Origin of the sequence: uncultured Granulicatella sp., from assembly GCF_963528315.1 — a bacterium.
Taxonomy (GTDB): Bacteria; Bacillota; Bacilli; order Lactobacillales; family Aerococcaceae; genus Granulicatella.
This window is the reverse complement of the sequence record NZ_CAURVV010000008.1, coordinates 19,389-36,505: the sequence shown is the minus strand read 5'-3', so window position 1 is coordinate 36,505 and position 17,117 is coordinate 19,389. Positions and strand designations below refer to the sequence as shown.

The 17,117-nt window shown below is 32.8% G+C and carries 22 protein-coding genes; all 22 read left to right on the top strand.

Annotated elements, in window-relative coordinates; all coding sequences use genetic code 11:
• The first annotated feature begins 17 nt into the window (after positions 1 to 17).
• Positions 18 to 1,190: a glucose-1-phosphate adenylyltransferase gene (locus tag RYK07_RS03475; protein WP_314852416.1), complete on the top strand. Its 1,173-nt coding sequence runs from the start codon at positions 18 to 20 to the stop codon at positions 1,188 to 1,190.
• 1 nt (position 1,191) lies between these two features.
• Complete coding sequence (gene glgD / locus RYK07_RS03470; RefSeq protein ID WP_314852415.1) at positions 1,192 to 2,304, top strand: glucose-1-phosphate adenylyltransferase subunit GlgD; 1,113 nt, start codon at positions 1,192 to 1,194, stop codon at positions 2,302 to 2,304.
• Positions 2,305 to 2,432: 128 nt separating this feature from the next.
• On the top strand, positions 2,433 to 2,909 hold the full coding sequence (locus RYK07_RS03465; RefSeq protein WP_314852414.1) for a DUF5590 domain-containing protein: 477 nt from the start codon (positions 2,433 to 2,435) through the stop codon (positions 2,907 to 2,909).
• 12 nt (positions 2,910 to 2,921) lie between these two features.
• Positions 2,922 to 4,109, top strand: a complete 1,188-nt coding sequence (locus RYK07_RS03460) for a pyridoxal phosphate-dependent aminotransferase (protein WP_314852413.1) — start codon at positions 2,922 to 2,924, stop codon at positions 4,107 to 4,109.
• A 29-nt stretch (positions 4,110 to 4,138) separates the two neighbouring features.
• Positions 4,139 to 5,440 carry an asparagine--tRNA ligase gene (gene asnS / locus RYK07_RS03455; protein ID WP_314852429.1) on the top strand — a complete coding sequence of 434 codons (1,302 nt, stop codon included), beginning with the start codon at positions 4,139 to 4,141 and terminating at the stop codon, positions 5,438 to 5,440.
• Positions 5,441 to 5,488: 48 nt separating this feature from the next.
• Entirely contained in the window at positions 5,489 to 6,196 is a 708-nt protein-coding gene (locus tag RYK07_RS03450) for a DnaD domain protein (protein WP_314852412.1), read from the top strand.
• Positions 6,197 to 6,208: 12 nt separating this feature from the next.
• Complete coding sequence (nth, locus tag RYK07_RS03445; RefSeq protein ID WP_314852410.1) at positions 6,209 to 6,847, top strand: endonuclease III; 639 nt, start codon at positions 6,209 to 6,211, stop codon at positions 6,845 to 6,847.
• Between the two features lie 201 nt (positions 6,848 to 7,048).
• The gene (locus RYK07_RS03440; RefSeq protein ID WP_314852409.1) at positions 7,049 to 7,399 is read left to right on the top strand and encodes a DUF2187 domain-containing protein; all 351 of its coding nucleotides are present in this window, start codon (positions 7,049 to 7,051) and stop codon (positions 7,397 to 7,399) included.
• Between the two features lie 41 nt (positions 7,400 to 7,440).
• Positions 7,441 to 8,355 (top strand): hypothetical protein, encoded by a 915-nt coding sequence (locus tag RYK07_RS03435; RefSeq protein ID WP_314852408.1) that lies wholly within the window; start codon positions 7,441 to 7,443, stop codon positions 8,353 to 8,355.
• A gap of 96 nt (positions 8,356 to 8,451) precedes the next feature.
• A complete protein-coding gene (locus RYK07_RS03430; protein ID WP_006702438.1) occupies positions 8,452 to 8,664 on the top strand; it encodes a cold-shock protein in 213 nt (70 codons plus the stop codon).
• Positions 8,661 to 9,065 carry a ribonuclease HI family protein gene (locus RYK07_RS03425; protein WP_314852407.1) on the top strand — a complete coding sequence of 135 codons (405 nt, stop codon included), beginning with the start codon at positions 8,661 to 8,663 and terminating at the stop codon, positions 9,063 to 9,065. Before RYK07_RS03430 ends, RYK07_RS03425 begins: the two co-directional genes overlap by 4 nt.
• A gap of 12 nt (positions 9,066 to 9,077) precedes the next feature.
• Entirely contained in the window at positions 9,078 to 9,359 is a 282-nt protein-coding gene (locus tag RYK07_RS03420; RefSeq protein ID WP_314077977.1) for a glutaredoxin, read from the top strand.
• The gene (locus tag RYK07_RS03415; protein WP_314852406.1) at positions 9,325 to 9,627 is read left to right on the top strand and encodes a DUF1294 domain-containing protein; all 303 of its coding nucleotides are present in this window, start codon (positions 9,325 to 9,327) and stop codon (positions 9,625 to 9,627) included. Before RYK07_RS03420 ends, RYK07_RS03415 begins: the two co-directional genes overlap by 35 nt.
• A gap of 13 nt (positions 9,628 to 9,640) precedes the next feature.
• Positions 9,641 to 10,318, top strand: coding sequence for a DUF1275 family protein (locus RYK07_RS03410; protein ID WP_314852405.1), 678 nt, complete (start codon positions 9,641 to 9,643; stop codon positions 10,316 to 10,318).
• Positions 10,315 to 10,836, top strand: a complete 522-nt coding sequence (locus RYK07_RS03405; protein WP_314852404.1) for an isochorismatase family cysteine hydrolase — start codon at positions 10,315 to 10,317, stop codon at positions 10,834 to 10,836. Before RYK07_RS03410 ends, RYK07_RS03405 begins: the two co-directional genes overlap by 4 nt.
• A 15-nt stretch (positions 10,837 to 10,851) precedes the next feature.
• Complete coding sequence (locus RYK07_RS03400) at positions 10,852 to 11,043, top strand: hypothetical protein (RefSeq protein ID WP_006702444.1); 192 nt, start codon at positions 10,852 to 10,854, stop codon at positions 11,041 to 11,043.
• A 12-nt stretch (positions 11,044 to 11,055) separates the two neighbouring features.
• Positions 11,056 to 11,406: a thioredoxin domain-containing protein gene (locus tag RYK07_RS03395; RefSeq protein WP_314852403.1), complete on the top strand. Its 351-nt coding sequence runs from the start codon at positions 11,056 to 11,058 to the stop codon at positions 11,404 to 11,406.
• A gap of 34 nt (positions 11,407 to 11,440) precedes the next feature.
• Entirely contained in the window at positions 11,441 to 12,793 is a 1,353-nt protein-coding gene (locus tag RYK07_RS03390) for a DUF2130 domain-containing protein (RefSeq protein WP_314852402.1), read from the top strand.
• A gap of 11 nt (positions 12,794 to 12,804) precedes the next feature.
• Positions 12,805 to 13,515, top strand: a complete 711-nt coding sequence (locus RYK07_RS03385; RefSeq protein WP_314852401.1) for a phenylalanine--tRNA ligase beta subunit-related protein — start codon at positions 12,805 to 12,807, stop codon at positions 13,513 to 13,515.
• 73 nt (positions 13,516 to 13,588) lie between these two features.
• The gene (dinB, locus tag RYK07_RS03380; RefSeq protein WP_314852400.1) at positions 13,589 to 14,647 is read left to right on the top strand and encodes a DNA polymerase IV; all 1,059 of its coding nucleotides are present in this window, start codon (positions 13,589 to 13,591) and stop codon (positions 14,645 to 14,647) included.
• Between the two features lie 314 nt (positions 14,648 to 14,961).
• Positions 14,962 to 16,068 carry a pyruvate dehydrogenase (acetyl-transferring) E1 component subunit alpha gene (gene pdhA / locus RYK07_RS03375; protein WP_314353775.1) on the top strand — a complete coding sequence of 369 codons (1,107 nt, stop codon included), beginning with the start codon at positions 14,962 to 14,964 and terminating at the stop codon, positions 16,066 to 16,068.
• A gap of 2 nt (positions 16,069 to 16,070) precedes the next feature.
• On the top strand, positions 16,071 to 17,048 hold the full coding sequence (locus tag RYK07_RS03370; protein ID WP_006702450.1) for an alpha-ketoacid dehydrogenase subunit beta: 978 nt from the start codon (positions 16,071 to 16,073) through the stop codon (positions 17,046 to 17,048).
• The last annotated feature ends 69 nt before the right edge of the window (positions 17,049 to 17,117 follow it).

Sequence of the window (17,117 nt, the reverse complement as noted above, 5' to 3'; positions counted from 1 at the left end):
ATGTGGGGGATGTACATATGGCAAGAAAAAAAGAAATGGTCGCAATGTTACTAGCAGGAGGACAGGGCACTCGTTTACAAGTTTTAACTCAAGATATGGCTAAACCAGCTGTACCTTATGGTGGAAAGTATCGTATTATTGATTTTCCATTGTCTAATTGTGCAAATTCTGGAATTTCAACAGTTGGGGTTTTAACACAATTCAAGCCATTAGAATTGAATTCATATATGGGAAATGGACAACCATGGGATTTAGATAGAATGGATGGGGGATTGTCTATTTTACCTCCTTATACTGCTGGTAAAACAGGGGAATGGTATAAAGGTACAGCACATGCAATTTACCAAAATATTAAATATATCGAACAATATGAACCTGAATATGTTTTAATTTTATCTGGGGATCATATTTATAAAATGAATTACAACAAGATGCTTGAATTCCATAAGGAGAAAGACGCAGATTTAACAATTGCACATATTAATGTTCCAATGGAAGAAGCTCATCGTTTTGGTATTTTAAATACAGATGAAGATTTAAGAATTGTGGAGTTTTTAGAAAAACCAAAAAATCCAATTTCAACAAAAGCTTCAATGGGTATTTATATATTCAATTGGAGAGTTTTACGTGAATATTTAATTCGTGATGAAGCGAATCCAGAAAGTGAAAAAGATTTTGGAAAAAATATTATCCCAATGTTACTTGAAGAAGAAAAGAAAATATATGCATTCCCATTTGAAGGTTATTGGAAAGATGTGGGTACAATTGAAAGCTTATGGGAAGCGAATATGGATTTAATTAAAGCTCGTGAAGCTTTTGATATAGATGATAAAACTTGGAGAATTTATTATCGTCATGAAGGTAGACTTCCACAATATTTAGGGGAACATGCTGATGTTCAATCATCTATGATTTCAGATGGAACTTTAGTATTTGGTAAAGTAAAAGATTCAATTATTTCTTCAGGAGTCGTTATTGCAGAGGACGCTGTTGTAAAAGATAGTATTATTATGCAAAATGCTACAATTGAAAAAGGAGCTAGTGTCTATCACTCCATTGTAGCTGAAGGAGCCGTTATTAAAGCAGGTGTATCGATTGGACATGAAAAAATTGAATTAGGAAAAGATTTGATTACGGTTATTGGACGCAATGAAGTCGTCACTGAACCGAAGAAAGCGGGAGGTTGCTAAAATGATTAAAGCTTTTGCGATTTTATTTGCGGATAACTATAGACAAGATGATTTACATGGTTTAGTTCGTTCAAGAACGTTAGCATCTCTTCCTGTCGGTTCCAGATATCGTTTAGTAGACTTTATGTTATCATCTTTAGTAAAAGCAGGAATAGACAATATCGGAATTTTAACAAATCATAATTATAAATCATTAAGAGATCATGTTGGTTGGGGAAAAGATTGGGATTTAAATAGAAAAAATAGTGGATTAACATTACTAACACCGTTATCGAACTATTTATCTACTCGTATTCCTCAAAATAAAATTGAAGCATTAGTGAATACAATGGTTTATACAGAAAATTTAAAAGAAGAATATTGTATTTTAGCAGATGCGAATATTATTGGAACTATTGATTTTAAAGAAATGTTCCAATATCATGTTGATACTGGTTCAGATATTACAGTAGCTTATCATTACCGTAAACCAGAAATTGGGGAATCTCAAATTATTTTTGATAAAGATTATAAAGTATATGAATCTTTATATCACTTTAATGGTTCCAATGAAACTTGTGCTACACAAGCAAAAATTTATATTATGACAAAAGAATTGTTAAATGCCATTATTAAAAAAGGAATGACTCTTGGATGGGAAGATATCTTAAGAGATTATGTTTCTAAAAATTTGGATACTTTAAATGTTTATGCATATGAAATTAAAGGATATTCAAAAGTTATCAATAGCGTAAAAGATTATTTTGATTTTAATCAGGATTTATTAAAGCCAGAAACTTTAACGACAGTATTTGATAGTGGAACAGATATTTTAACAAGAGTTCAAGATAGTGTGCCTACGCATTATGGGGAACATTCTAAAGTGAAAAATTCACTTTTAGGAGATGGTTCAATTATCAATGGAACAGTTGAAAATAGCATTATTTTCCGTGATGTTATTATTGAAGAAGGAGCTGTTGTAAAAAACAGTATTATTATGGCTGACTCCATTATTAAAAAAGGTGCTAAATTAAATTATGTTATTACAGATAAAAGTGTTGAAGTTCCAGAAGATAAGGAATTATCAGGAACAAGTGAATGCCAAGTAATCGTTGAAAAAAATAGATGTGTTTAATCTTTAAGATAGCTTCCTATTCGGAAGCTATCTTTTTTCTTCAACTTTTATAAAATACTGGTGCTTTTTACTGGCTTATCGTATAATAAAGCTATCTGAATTTAAAAATTAGAAAAGGTTGTGCATCCATGAGAAGACGTACGATGTTGCTTTTCGTCTGCACGTTTTTAGTAATATTTTTTGGAGCTGCTCGAATTTTTTATTTAAGCCAATCAGAAAAATTAAAGGCTAAAGATTTAGCAGTAGAAATTGCTGCACAAAAAGTTCAGTTCACTAAGATTACAGATTTTTATTGGTTTAATACAGAGGAAACTTATTATTCATTAGCTGGAATTACGACTGAAGGTCAAACATTATATGCGATTGTTTCTCCAGATAAGAAAGAAGTGACCATATTACAACAGGATGCTGTTATTAATGAACAAGAAGCACGCTCTATTACAAAAGAAGCGAAACATACAGATGAGATTTTAGAAGCAAGATTGGGAATGATAAAAGACGAACCAGTATGGGAAGTCAATTATCGAACAAAAAATCAACGTATTGGATATTATTATATTTCTGCCAAAAATGGCCAATGGATTAAAGATATTGAAAATATTTAAAGGTAGGTTATTATGGTAAAAATCTCAGAACGTGTCTCTAAAATACTTCCTTCGGGAACTTTAGCGATGACACAAAAAGCAAGAGAATTAAAAGCAGCAGGACAAGATATTATTAGCTTATCAATTGGTGAGCCAGATTTTAATACTCCAGAAAAAATTACACAAGCAGCAATTGAATCACTATTGAAACATGAAACAGATCATTATACGCCTACTTTAGGGCTGGATGAATTAAAACAAGCCATTAGTGATTTTCATTTAAGAAAAGATGGTGTGAAAGTTTCAAAACAACAAGTAGCTGTTTTTGCTGGAGCAAAGTTTGCATTATATTCGGCATTTCAAACATTAATTGACCCAGGTGAAGAAGTGTTAGTTCCAGTTCCATATTGGGTGAGTTATGCAGAACAAATTACATTAGCTCAAGGGATTCCGGTCTTTGTTGAAACGAGTGAAGAGAATGCCTTTAAAGTAACAGTTGATTTGTTAGAAAAAGCTTTAACAGATAAAACGAAGTTATTAATTTTGAATTCTCCATCGAATCCAACCGGATTAACGTATTCAAAAGAGGAATTATACGAAATTAGTCAATGGGCATTAAAACATGAAGTGTTTGTCATTGCTGATGAAATTTATTATGAGTTAGTTCATGATGTGCCAAGTATTAGTGTGGCAAGTTTATCTGAAGAAATCCAAAATAATACATTAGTTATTAATGGATTATCGAAATCAGTTGCGATGACAGGTTGGAGATTAGGATATGCTTTCGGACCAATTGAAGTGATTCGTGCATTAAATGATTTAACTAGTCATACAACGAGTAATCCAGCTGCAGTCGTTCAATATGCTGCGATTCGTGCTTTTCAGAAAGATTTACAAGAAGATAAAGAAGCGATGCGTCGTCAATTCCAAAAGAGAATTGAATTATTCCATGCGCTCATTCAGGAAATTCCAGGTATGTCATGTGTAAAACCTGGAGGAGCCTTTTATCTATTTGTCAATATTCAAGAAGCGATGAAGATAGTTGGAGTTGAAACTTCAGATGCATTTGCATTAAAATTATTAGAGGAAGTTGGAGTGGCGACTGTATCAGGTGAAAACTTCGGTTGTACTGGTTACTTGCGTTTAAGTTGTGCAAGTAGTGAAGAAGAACTAAAAAATGCTGCTCAAAGAATGAATCAATTTGTTAGAAATTATTTGTAGAAAGAGGGATTATTTTGAAAAAAATCAGAATGAACCAAGCAAAAGATTATGTTGGACAAACAGTCTTAATTGGAGCTTGGGTAGCTAATAAACGTTCAAGTGGGAAAATTGCGTTCTTACAATTACGTGATGGAGCAGCTTATTTCCAAGGAATTGTTGTAAAAAGCGATGTTCCGGAAGAAGTATTTGAAATTGCTAAATCATTAACACAAGAAACAGCTGTTTATGTAACAGGTGTAGTTCAAGAAGATACTCGTTCAAAATTAGGGTATGAATTATTAGTAACAGGATTAGAAGTGATTGGGGAAAGTCATGAATATCCAATTACTCCAAAAGAACACGGTACTGACTTCTTAATGGATCACCGTCACTTATGGTTACGTTCTAGTAAACAACATGCGATTATGCAAATTCGTAATGCGATTATTTATGCTTCATATGAATTCTTTGATCAAAATGGATTTATTAAATTTGATAGCCCAATTTTATCTGGAAATGCAGCAGAAAATACAACTGAATTATTTGAAACAGATTATTTTGGAGATCCAGCTTTCCTATCTCAATCAGGTCAATTATACTTAGAAGCTGGTGCAATGGCATTCGGTCCAGTATTTGACTTTGGTCCAGTATTCCGTGCTGAAAAATCAAAAACTCGTCGTCACTTAACAGAATTCTGGATGATGGATGCTGAATATCCATTCGTGACTCATGACGAATCATTAGATTTACAAGAAGCTTATGTAAAAGCATTAATTCAAGGAGTGTTAGACCGTGCTCCTCATGCTCTTGAAACTTTAGAAAGAGATGTAGAATTATTGAAGAAATATGTCAGTGAACCATTTAAACGTATTTCTTATGATGAAGCAATCGATTTATTACAAGCTCATGAAGCAGATGAAGATACAGATTATGAACATTTAGAACATGGAGATGACTTTGGTTCTCCACACGAAACTTGGATTTCAAACCATTTTGGAGTGCCAACATTCGTTATGAACTATCCAGCTGATATTAAAGCATTCTACATGAAGCCAGTACCTGGTAATGAAAGCCGTGTACTATGTGCAGACTTATTAGCTCCAGAAGGATATGGAGAAATTATCGGTGGTTCTGAGCGTGAAGTAGACTATGATAAATTATATGAAAAAATTAAAGAGAATGGCTTAAATCCAGATGATTATGCATTCTACTTAGATTTAAGAAAATATGGTTCAGTTCCTCATGCTGGATTTGGACTAGGGTTAGAAAGAATGGTAACATTCGTTGCAGGAACGAAACATATTCGTGAAGCAATTCCATTCCCACGTTTATTAAACCGTATTTTCCCATAAAATAGACAATTTCAAACCGATTTTTAGAGTTTCTAGAAATCGGTTTTTATGTCAGAAAAAGAGGTGAAAATTTTGGAACAAACATTTCAACAATTTTGGATGTATCAAGGAGGAACGACCGTTCCAAATCCATTCATCCGATATTATCAACAATTACAATTAACGGCACAAGAATGCTTAATGCTTTCTTGGTGGTTACAACATTCAACTTCCGAATATTTCCCATTGAATGTCGAAGAAGTCTGTGATGTTTTTTCGATTTCTGAAAATACTTTATTTCAAATTATTCAGCATTTATTAGATCGACAAGTGGTATCCGTTACTCAAAAAGAAAATGAAGAAGGAAAAAGAGAGGAGTATTATAGTTTGGCTCCTTTATTCCAACAATTAGAAATTTTACATCGACAAGAAGTTGCTAAAAAGTCTGAAAATGATAATCCAAATTTAATTTTTGTGATTGAAAAAGAATTTGGTAGACCGATTAGTTCGTATGAGATTCAAATGATTAAAAGTTGGATTGATAAAGATGAATATTCTTATGAGTTAATTTTAGCTGCTTTAAAAGAAGCTGTTTTAAATCAAGTATTTACGTTGAAGTATATGGATAAGATTTTATTAACGTGGCAAAGAAAAGGGTTCAAAACGGTTCAACAAGTAATTCAAGATAAGAATCGTTCAAGAAATGGACAGTTTACAGCAAAACCAAAAGAAACAACTCAGATTCCTCAAGTGCCATTAGATAATTGGTTGGATTAATGGAGGAAGGCTATGTTATCAAAAACAAAAACAATTGAAGCCGTTCAAACGATGGGAGATTTATTTCCAGATGCTCATTGTGAGCTAAACCATCGCAATGCTTTTGAATTACTGATTGCTACGATTCTAAGTGCTCAAGCAACGGATGTAGGTGTGAATAAAGTTACTCCTAAATTATTTGAGAGATTTCCAACTCCTGCTCATTTAGCAACTGCTAGTGAGGAGTCAGTAATTGAATGTATTCAGTCATTGGGATTGTATCGAAGTAAGGCAAAAAATATTCGTCTTTGTGCACAGCAACTTTTGGAACGATTTAACGGAGAAGTTCCTCAAACGAGAGAAGAATTAGTGAGTTTAGCTGGTGTAGGTAGAAAAACTGCCAATGTCGTGATGAGTGTTGCCTTTAATATTCCAGCATTTGCAGTAGATACTCACGTTGAGAGAATTTCCAAAAGATTACAGATTTGTAGACAAAAAGATACCGTGTTAGAAGTAGAAGAAACTTTATGTCGTAAAATTCCGAAAGAATTATGGTCTAGAGCGCATCATTGGATGATTTTCTTTGGACGATATCACTGCATTGCTCGAAAACCAAAATGTCATGAATGTCCATTATTAGAAATGTGTGCATTTGGAAAAAGAGAAGTGTAAAATCATTCATCGATTATTTAACATAAAAATTGAAACGTTAACAAAAGTTCCTAACAACTTCGTCTTTATTTCCTAAAAATGTTATAATAACAATGTTTTTATGACTTTTCAACTGACAATAAACTTCTTTTGTGCTATACTAAGATTAGTAATATTGTAGATGTGTTGGATTTGGAAGGCCCGTGGGAAGAGGCGATAGAGATGGCACTTAAAGTGACAAAAAAAGTTCAAGGAATCGTTGAAACGGAACTTCGTAAAGGAACTAGCAAATCTCGTATTGCACATATATTGGGTATATCATATGATGAAGTTCTTGTTGTCATTAAACGAGTTAAAGATTCTATTCGCCCAGATGTAGGAGATCGGATTCATTTTACGTTTAGAGAACAACAAATGTACGGTGTGATTTATAAGTTACTTTCCAATAGTGCAGTCGTGATTATTGACTGGGAATCTTCTACGACCGTTATGAAAGATATTTGTGAAGACCGCACCATCGTAAATTTTAAAGATATTATTGAATTTTTACCAGATGATGCTAAGGCAGACTAATCTTGGATTAGTCTGTTTTTCTTTTGAAGAGGAGGAAAATAATGGGAAATACAATTGAGTTTCCAAATCAAGAAGAATTTTATATACAAAAAGCGAATCAATGTCAAAAAGAAGAGGATTCAATCGGAGCTATTGATTGGTTAGAGAAAGGATATATTAAGACAAATTCTAATCAATTATTAGAAAAATTATGGAATTTATTATGTCGCAGTCAAGACTGGAATGAAATTATTTGGCTAGTAGAAGAGTTTGAGTTAAAGGAAGAAAAATACTTATCGGTCTATATTGAAGCGTTAATTTTTATGAATCGATTTGAAGAAGTAGAAGAGTTATTAAGAGATTCTCAGCATTTAGAGTATCCTTGGATAAACACTCTTCAACTGAAAATGATGAATCAAAAATTGAAAAATCAACAAGATGAAATTCAGCAGTTACAAGAAATAGGAGAAGCATTACAAAACCAGGATAAAATTTTTTCTGTAGAAGAAATGCATTATATATCTCAAGTTTTAATTGATTCTACATTGCAACAAAAAGAGTATGTGATTCAATCATTTTTAATTCATCCACATACGCCAATGTTTGATAAAGCAATTTTATTAGATGAATGGTTGGAATCAGGGACATTTAAGACCATCCAAATATTATGGAATGGTGAAATGAAACGAATCGAACGAGATAAATTGTCATCTATTTCGAAATCACCATTGTATAAAGAAGAATCTGTGTTGTTCAATGAATTGATGAATCACTGTTCAATGGAAGAAGCTACGATGTTAGCTCAAAAATGGATGCAAGACACGATTCGATTATATCCGTTTCAAGAAGAGTATATTTCTTCATTTGAGGAATGGATAAACTATTTTTCAAAAAAAGAAGACTTAATGCAAACTTTCTTTTATGATGATGCTACTTTTGTTAAACAATATGATGATTTTCGAGAAAATAAATACTGAAAATAGACTTGAAACAAATCATTTTAAAAAAAGAATTAGAACGTATATAATGAGATAAAAGCTGTCTAATGATAGAAAAGGCTGGAGGTTTTCATAATGAAAAAAGGAATCGTAAAATGGTTTAGCAATGAAAAAGGCTATGGTTTTATTTCGGTCACTGATACAGATGAAGATATTTTTGTTCACTTTACTGGCATTATATCTGAAGGATTTAAGACTTTAAAGGAAGGACAAAGAGTAGAATTTGAAATTGCACAAGGTGCTCATGGACTTCAAGCTACTCATGTAAGTGTAGTAGTTTCTGAATGATTCGAGTAAGAACAGATGCAGCTGTAAATGGAAATCCAGGAAAAGTTGGAATTGGAATTGAAATTTTATACGAAAAACAACAATTTTTATTTAAGGAAAATACTGACCAATTAATGGATAATCATCAAGCAGAATTATGGGCGATTTATCGTGCCTTAATCATTCTTCAAGAAAAAGAATGGCATCATGAAGTGATTTTTTTGAATTCTGATTCGAAATTTGCCATGATGGCGATTGAAAAAAATTATACGAAACAAGTAGCTTACCAAGAGATTCTAAAAAAAGTGCAGGAAGAACGTAAAAAAATTCCGCAACTATTTTTAGAATGGATTCCTGAAAAGGAAAACCGAGGTGCTGATCAATTAGCAAGACAAGCTTTACAACAAATTTTAGGAAGATAGGGAGTTTTTAAGATGGAAGAACACGTATTATATTTTAGTAGCTTATGCCCAGATACTAAAGCATTTGTAGAGGAGTTACAAAGACAAAATATTAGCTATCGTGAGGTAGATATTACTGCAAGTATGGCAAATTTAAAAGAATTTATTCGTTTAAGAGATGATAAACCACAATTTGAAGGTCGTAAACAATGGGGAATGGTAGGTGTTCCTTGTTTAGTGACAAAAACTGGACAATACATTTTTGAAATTGGTCAATTAAATGGAACTAGCTGTGAGGCTGTACCAGTTGAGTAATATTCCGTCGCTATTTTTAGGATATGTGCTATTGATAAATCTTTTATTATTTCTTTTGATGGGAATCGATAAGAGAGCAGCTAAACGAAAAAAATGGCGAATACCCGAGAGAAGATTATTAACATTAGGAATCATTGGTGGGGGAATTGGTGGAATACTAGGAATGTTAGTTTTCCACCATAAAACTCACCGAATTTATTTTAAAATTTGTTATGGTATAAATGTGTTTTGTTTGGGAATTGCTTTCCTATACTTTATACAACAATAGTTAGGGGGAAGTGATGAAACAACAAAAAGGAATATTATTTGCGATGTGGATTGGACTTCTAAGTGCCCTTTCAGGATTTGTAAATATTACAACATTGTTATTATATGAGAAGCCTACTACTCATATGACGGGAAATGTTTCAGGATTTTTGATTCATGCGATGTCAGGCGAAACGAGTCATGCACTTACATTACTATTGATTATTATTAGTTTCCTACTAGGTGGAGTTTGTTGCGGAATGATTTTTTCTGAAAAAGTTTTCCGATTTGCAAACCGATATGGAATATTACTTATTGTATTAGGTTTGTTATTAGGAATTAGTTTTTGGTTAAAATTAGAAGTTTTATGGATTTATCAATTAGCTTTTACAGTCGGTGTTCAAAATGGTATGTTTATTTATTACCGTGGAATGATTGTCAGAACTTCTCATTTTACGGGATATTTAACGGATACAGGATTTGCGATTGGTAGATGTTTAAGAGGTCACCGCAAGGATAAAATAAAAATAGTCTTTTATAGTTTAAGTATGTTGTTCTTTTTATTTGGAGGAGCATTAGCTTTTGAAATGGCGGCATGGTCTAAAGAGTTATTACTTTTCGTCATAAGTATTAGTTATGTATTAGTAGGTGGATATTATTTCTTATTCCGTCATTTATACGAATACTATCATTTGTTGGAGGATCAATCATGACAGATATTTTAGTTGTAGTGGATATGCAAAAAGATTTTGTAGATGGAGTCTTAGGAACAAAAGAGGCAGTAGCGATTGTTTCTAATGTAGCGTCAACAATTCGAGAATTTCCTGGGAAAGTCTTTTATACCTTGGATACTCATCAAGAAAATTATTTAGAAACAGAAGAAGGTAAAAAATTACCAGTCGTTCACTGTGTAAAAGGAACTCCGGGTTGGCAATTAGATGAAACTGTAAAAGAAGCACTTTTAGATAAAAATGCTATTGGAGTTGAAAAGCCTACTTTTGGATCCACAAGATTAATGGAATTATTACAAGAGATTCCTTCAATTAGATCTATTACATTTTTAGGGTTATGTACGGATATTTGTGTTATTAGTAATGTTTTATTAGCAAAAGCGAATTTCCCAGAAGTACCGATTTATGTAAACTCAACTTCATGCGCAGGGGTAAGTCCTCAAACTCATCAGCAAGCATTAGAAGCTATGAAAATGTGCCAAGTGAATGTAGTAGAATAAAGTGTAGGTGAAAGAATGGATTCTAAAGAAAAATTAAAAGAATTAAATGTCCTGAATGCCATTATGTTAGTAGCAATTCTAATTGGGATTGTAATAGGCATTATCATTCAAGAATTAATCGGTGGAGTAGCAATTGGAATGCTTGGTGGATTTATCACACGATTGATTTATTTAAGAAAAAAATATAAGGATATTAATCCAAAATAAGGAGAAATCATTATGTCACAAGAATTTTTTGAAGCAGTAGAAAAATTTGAAAAAAAATCTATTAAAGAAGTTGAAAGTTTAATCTCAAGTGGAGAAGAAGTTGTTCTATTTATCGGACGTCCAACTTGTCCTTATTGCCGTCGTTTCGCTCCAAAAATGAATGAAGCACGTCAAGCTTTAAATAAACCAGCTATTTTTGTTAATAGTGAAGATGTTACACAATTAAATGATATTCAATCATTCCGTCAAAAATATGGTATTCCAACAGTACCAGGTTTATTAGTAGCTAAAGGTGGAGACGTTCGAGTAGTTTGCGATTCATCGATTAGCGTAGAAGAAATTGTTGAGTTTGTAAATTGTTAATTAGTATTTCAATTAAAAAGAGGAGGAGACTTGTATGAACGAAATTAAATGTCCGCACTGTCAAAAAGTTTTTACGATTGATGAACATTCTTATGCAGATATTGTACGTCAAGTTCGTAATCAAGAATTTACACAAGAAATTCATCAACAATTAGAATTCGCTAAAAAACAATTTGAAACAGAACAACAATTACAATCACAACAAGCTCAATCTCATTTTGAAGAGAAACTAGCAGACTATAAACAACAAATTGCTCTATTAGAACAAGAGTTAAAACAGGCTAGTCAGCAAATGGAATCACAAGTTGAAAAAGAAAAACATAAATTGGAAATAGAATTATCCAAAATTCAACAAGAACAAGTGATTTCAAAGCAAGAATTATCGCAGCAATATCAAGAAAAAATTGCACAACAAGAACAAATGATTCAGTCACTTCAAGCGAAAATTGATGCACAAGAAACAAAAGAAGCCTTACGAGTTTCACAGTTATCTGCAGAAAAAGATCGTGTCATTGCTGATTTAGAAGCGAAAAATCATTTACAAGAAAAAGAACAAGAAGTTCAAGCAGCTGCTTTAAAAGAAAAATATGAATTGGAATTACGTCAAAAAGACGAAACGATTGCCTTCTATAAGGATTTTAAAGCAAAACAATCGACAAAAATGGTCGGTGAAAGTTTAGAACAACATTGTGAAATTCAATTTAACCAGTTGAGAATGACTGCTTTTCCAAGAGCTGAGTTCGGAAAAGATAATGATGCCAAAACAGGAAGTAAGGGCGATTATATTTACCGAGAATATGATGATTTTGGAAATGAAATTTTATCGATTATGTTTGAAATGAAAAATGAAAATGATCAAACAGCAACGAAAAAGAAAAATGAACATTTCTTTAAAGAATTGGATAAAGATAGACGTGAAAAAAATTGCGAATATGCCATTTTAGTTTCTTTATTAGAAGCAGATAATGAACTATATAATAATGGAATTGTAGATGTCAGCTATGTTTATGAGAAAATGTATGTTGTAAGGCCTCAATTCTTTATTCCAATTATTACGTTATTAAGAAATGCAGCGTTAAATTCTCTAAAATATAAACAAGAATTAGCGCAAATGAAAGAACAACAATTAGATATTACGCATTTTGAAGAAGACTTACTAGCATTTAAAACAGCCTTTTCTAAAAACTATGAATTGGCAAGTAAGAAATTTAAAACAGCAATTGATGAAATTGATAAAACAATTTCTCATTTACAAAAAACAAAAGATGCGTTGTTATCATCTGAAAATAATTTAAGATTAGCGAATAATAAAGCAACTGATTTAACCGTTAAAAAACTTGTCAAAAATAATGCAACAATGAAACAGAGATTTGAAGAATTAGAATAGAGGAATGGAAAATGACAAAATTTATCGTAGAACCAGAATTTTGGGAATTATTTCCAGAAGGACAAGTAAATGTTTTAGTACTAAAAGGAATTAATAACTATGTAGATGAAACGGAAGATCCTTATTTTGAAGGGATTTTACAAGAAGCTTGTCAAAAAGCTCAAGTTCATTTTACAGAAGAAGTGTTTAGTGATAATACTGTTATCCAACAATGGAGACAAGCCTATTCTAAGTTCAAAACTAAAAAAGGAGCTCGTTCTTCGATTGAAGCATTGTTAAAACGTGTCTCTCAAGGACATCAATTCCGTCTGATTACTCCATTAGTCGATATTTATAATAGTATTTCTATTGAATATGCTGTCCCATTAGGGGGAGAAGACTTAGATAAAATCCAAGGAGATTTACGTTTAGGTAAAGCTAAAGGCGGAGAAAGTTTCTTCCCGTTAGGCGCTGAGGAAGATGCTCCAGCATTAGAAGGTGAAATTTGTCACTTCGATAATGAAGGAGCCGTATGTCGTTGCTTGAACTGGAGAGAAGCAAAGAGAACAATGTTGCAAGAAGAAACAACCAATGCTGTTCTTGTTATGGAATCTGTCACAAAAGATCAAGCAGAACGAGCAACAGTTGCTATGGAGGCATTAAAGAAACGTTGCGAAGAGTACTTCAATGTAACAGGTATAAGTTATATTGTAACACCACAAAATAGCGAAGTTGAATTATAATAGGAAAGTGGTAGAGCGAAATGTTCTGCCACTTTTTGAATGCTTTAGAAATACAAAAGGAAGGAGGAAACGAATGCGTAAAATATTACATATTGATATGGATGCCTTTTTTGCATCAGTGGAACAAATGGATCATCCGCAATTAAGAGGAAAACCGATTATCGTTGGTGGGAAAGTCAATCAACGTGGAGTAGTGGCAACTTGTTCTTATGAAGCAAGAGCATTTGGAGTACGATCTGCAATGCCGACGAGTAAAGCCATCCGATTATGTCCCAAAGCCATTATTGTTCCTCCGAATTTTGAAAGATATCGACAATTAAGTTTACAAATTCGAGAAATTTTTCATAGATATACTCCATTAGTAGAACCGATGTCGATTGACGAAGCTTTTTTAGATGTTACAGAGAATTCAAAAAATCAAACTTCTGCAACAATGATTGCTAGAGAAATCCAAGAAGCTATCTATAAAGAAGTAGGATTAACTTGTTCAGTTGGTGTGTCATTTAATAAATTTTTAGCGAAAATTGCTTCTAGGCAAAGAAAACCAGCTGGAATTACAGTAATTGATCAAGAATCATTTCCAGAATTTATTAAAAGATTACCTGTTGAAAAATTTTTTGGAGTAGGACATGCTACGGCAAAAAAATTACATCAGAAAAATTTATTCACGGGAGAGGATATTCTGAATTGTTCTAAAGAGTTTTTAATAGAACATTTCGGAAAGCAAGGAGAAGCACTATATCGACAAGTAAGAGGAAAGTCCAATGATCAATTAACATTGTATCGGGAAAGAAAATCTTACGGTAAAGAAGAAACTTTATTAGAAGATACTACAGATGAAGAAGTACTACAGAAATATATAGAGCAATTCTCAGAACAAATATCTAACTGGTTAAAGAAAAATAAACTAGCAGCTAAAACAATAACAATAAAATTAAAACAAAGCGATTTTGAAACTAAAACAAGAAGCAAGACATTAGAAAACTATGTCCAGAGTAAAGAAAAATTAGCTTTAGCAGCTTATCACCTATTAATGGAAGAGTATAATAATGAATCCATTCGTTTAATTGGACTTACTAGTTCTCAGTTTGAACAGACGAATTATTTATTTGAGCAAGTTAAACTGTTTTAAAAATATTAGTACAGTTTTAGTAACACCATATAACACAGAATAAAAGATATATTTTCCAACTTTTTTCATTTGAAATGAAAATTGATAAATATTTTGCACAAAAAAACATAAATAAATACTTTATTTATAAACAAATAATTGTAATATAGTTCACAAAAAATAAAAAATAAAACTCGAACTTAATTACTTGCATAACTAAAAAAAGCATGGTAAATTAGTATATGAAAATAATAGAAATGATACAGAAATAAAATTCTGTTTCTTCATTTTTGTTATGAAGCACAATTTCTTAAAGAAAAGGGGAAACAAAAAGTATGGCAACGAAGAAAAAATTCGATCTCGATGCGCTTTTCACACCAGATAACTTGAATTTTGAAATGGTTCAAGTATTAGATGAAGAAGGAAAAGTTGTAAATCCAGATTTAGTACCAGATTTATCTGATGATGAATTAGTCGAATTAATGACTGATATGGTATGGTCACGTATTTTACATGAACGTTCAACAGCGTTAAACCGTCAAGGACGTTTAGGTTTCTACGCTCCAACAGCAGGTCAAGAAGCTTCACAATTAGCTTCAATTAAAGCAATTGATAAAGGTGATGTATTATTACCAGGTTACCGTGATGTACCTCAATTAGTAAAACATGGTTTACCATTATCACAAGCATTCTTATGGTCTCGTGGACATGTTGCAGGGAACATGTATCCAGAATCATTAAAAGCAGTACCACCACAAATCATCATTGGTGCACAATATGTTCAAGCAGCAGGTGTTGCATTAGGATTACAAAAACGTGGTAAGAAAAATGTAGCTGTTACTTATACAGGTGACGGTGGATCTTCACAAGGGGACTTCTATGAAGGAATTAACTATGCTGGTGCATACAAATCACCTGCTATCTTCTTCATTCAAAATAATGGATGGGCTATCTCAACTCCTCGTGAATTACAAACAGCTGCTACAACTTTAGCACAAAAAGCTGTTGCTGCTGGTATTCCAGGTATTCAAGTAGATGGTATGGACCCATTAGCAGTTTATGCCGTAACTAAAAAAGCTCGTGAATATGCAGTTGCAGGAAATGGTCCTGTATTAATCGAAACAATCTGTTTCCGTTATGGTCCTCATACATTATCAGGGGATGATCCAACTCGTTATCAACCAGAAGGAATTCAAGATGCATGGGCTAAAAAAGACCCATTAATTCGTTTCCGTAACTACTTAACAGCTAAAGGCTTATGGTCTGAAGAAAAAGAAAATGAAGTTATTGAAGCAACTAAAGAAGAAATTAAAGAAGCAATCAAAGAAGCTGATAAACAACCAAAACAAAAAGTTTCATTCTTCTTGAAGACAATGTTTGAAGAACCAACAAACGTTATCCAAGAACAACTTGATTACTTTGAAGCAAAGGAGAATAAATAATTATGGCACAAATGACAATGATTCAAGCCATTACGGATGCATTGGCTTTAGAATTAAAACGTGATGAAAATGTCCTAATTTTCGGTGAAGACGTTGGTAAAAACGGAGGAGTTTTCCGTGCAACTCAAGGACTTCAAGATGAATTTGGAGAAGACCGTGTATTTAACACTCCTTTAGCAGAATCAGGTATTGGTGGTTTAGCTATCGGTTTAGCATTAGAAGGTTACCGTCCAGTTCCAGAAATCCAATTCTTTGGATTCGTATTTGAAGTAATGGATAGTGTTGTTGCTCAAGCAGCTCGTTACCGTTACCGTATGGGTGGAACTCGTCAAATGCCTATCGTATTTCGTTCACCATTTGGTGGAGGGGTTCACACACCAGAATTACACTCAGATAACTTAGAAGGTTTAGTAGCACAATCACCAGGTTTGAAAGTCGTTATTCCTTCAAACCCATATGATGCAAAAGGTTTATTAATTTCAGCGATTCGTGACAACGATCCAGTTGTTTACTTAGAACATATGAAATTATACCGTTCATTCCGTGAAGAAGTGCCAGAAGAAAGCTATACAGTTCCATTAGGAAAAGCAGCTGTAACTCGTGAAGGTACAGATGTTTCTATTATTACTTACGGTGCTATGGTTCGTGAATCAGTTAAAGCAGCTGAAAACTTAGAAAAAGAAGGCATTTCTGTAGAAGTTATCGACTTACGTACAGTTTCTCCATTAGACTTAGATACAATTTTAGCATCTGTTCAAAAAACTGGACGTGTTGTAGTTGTACAAGAAGCTCAACGTCAAGCAGGTATCGGCGCAATGGTAATGTCTGAAATTTCAGAACGTGCTATTTTACACTTACAAGCTCCAATTGGACGTGTTGCAGCACCAGATACAATTTTCCCATTTGGTCAAGCAGAAAATGACTGGTTACCAAATGCAAGTGATATTGAAGCAAAAGTTCGCGAAACTTATAATTTTTAATTCGTAAACCATTCACTAAAGAGCAAAAAGCCCTTCAAAGGTGATTTGCTCTTTAGAATATTTAAGTAA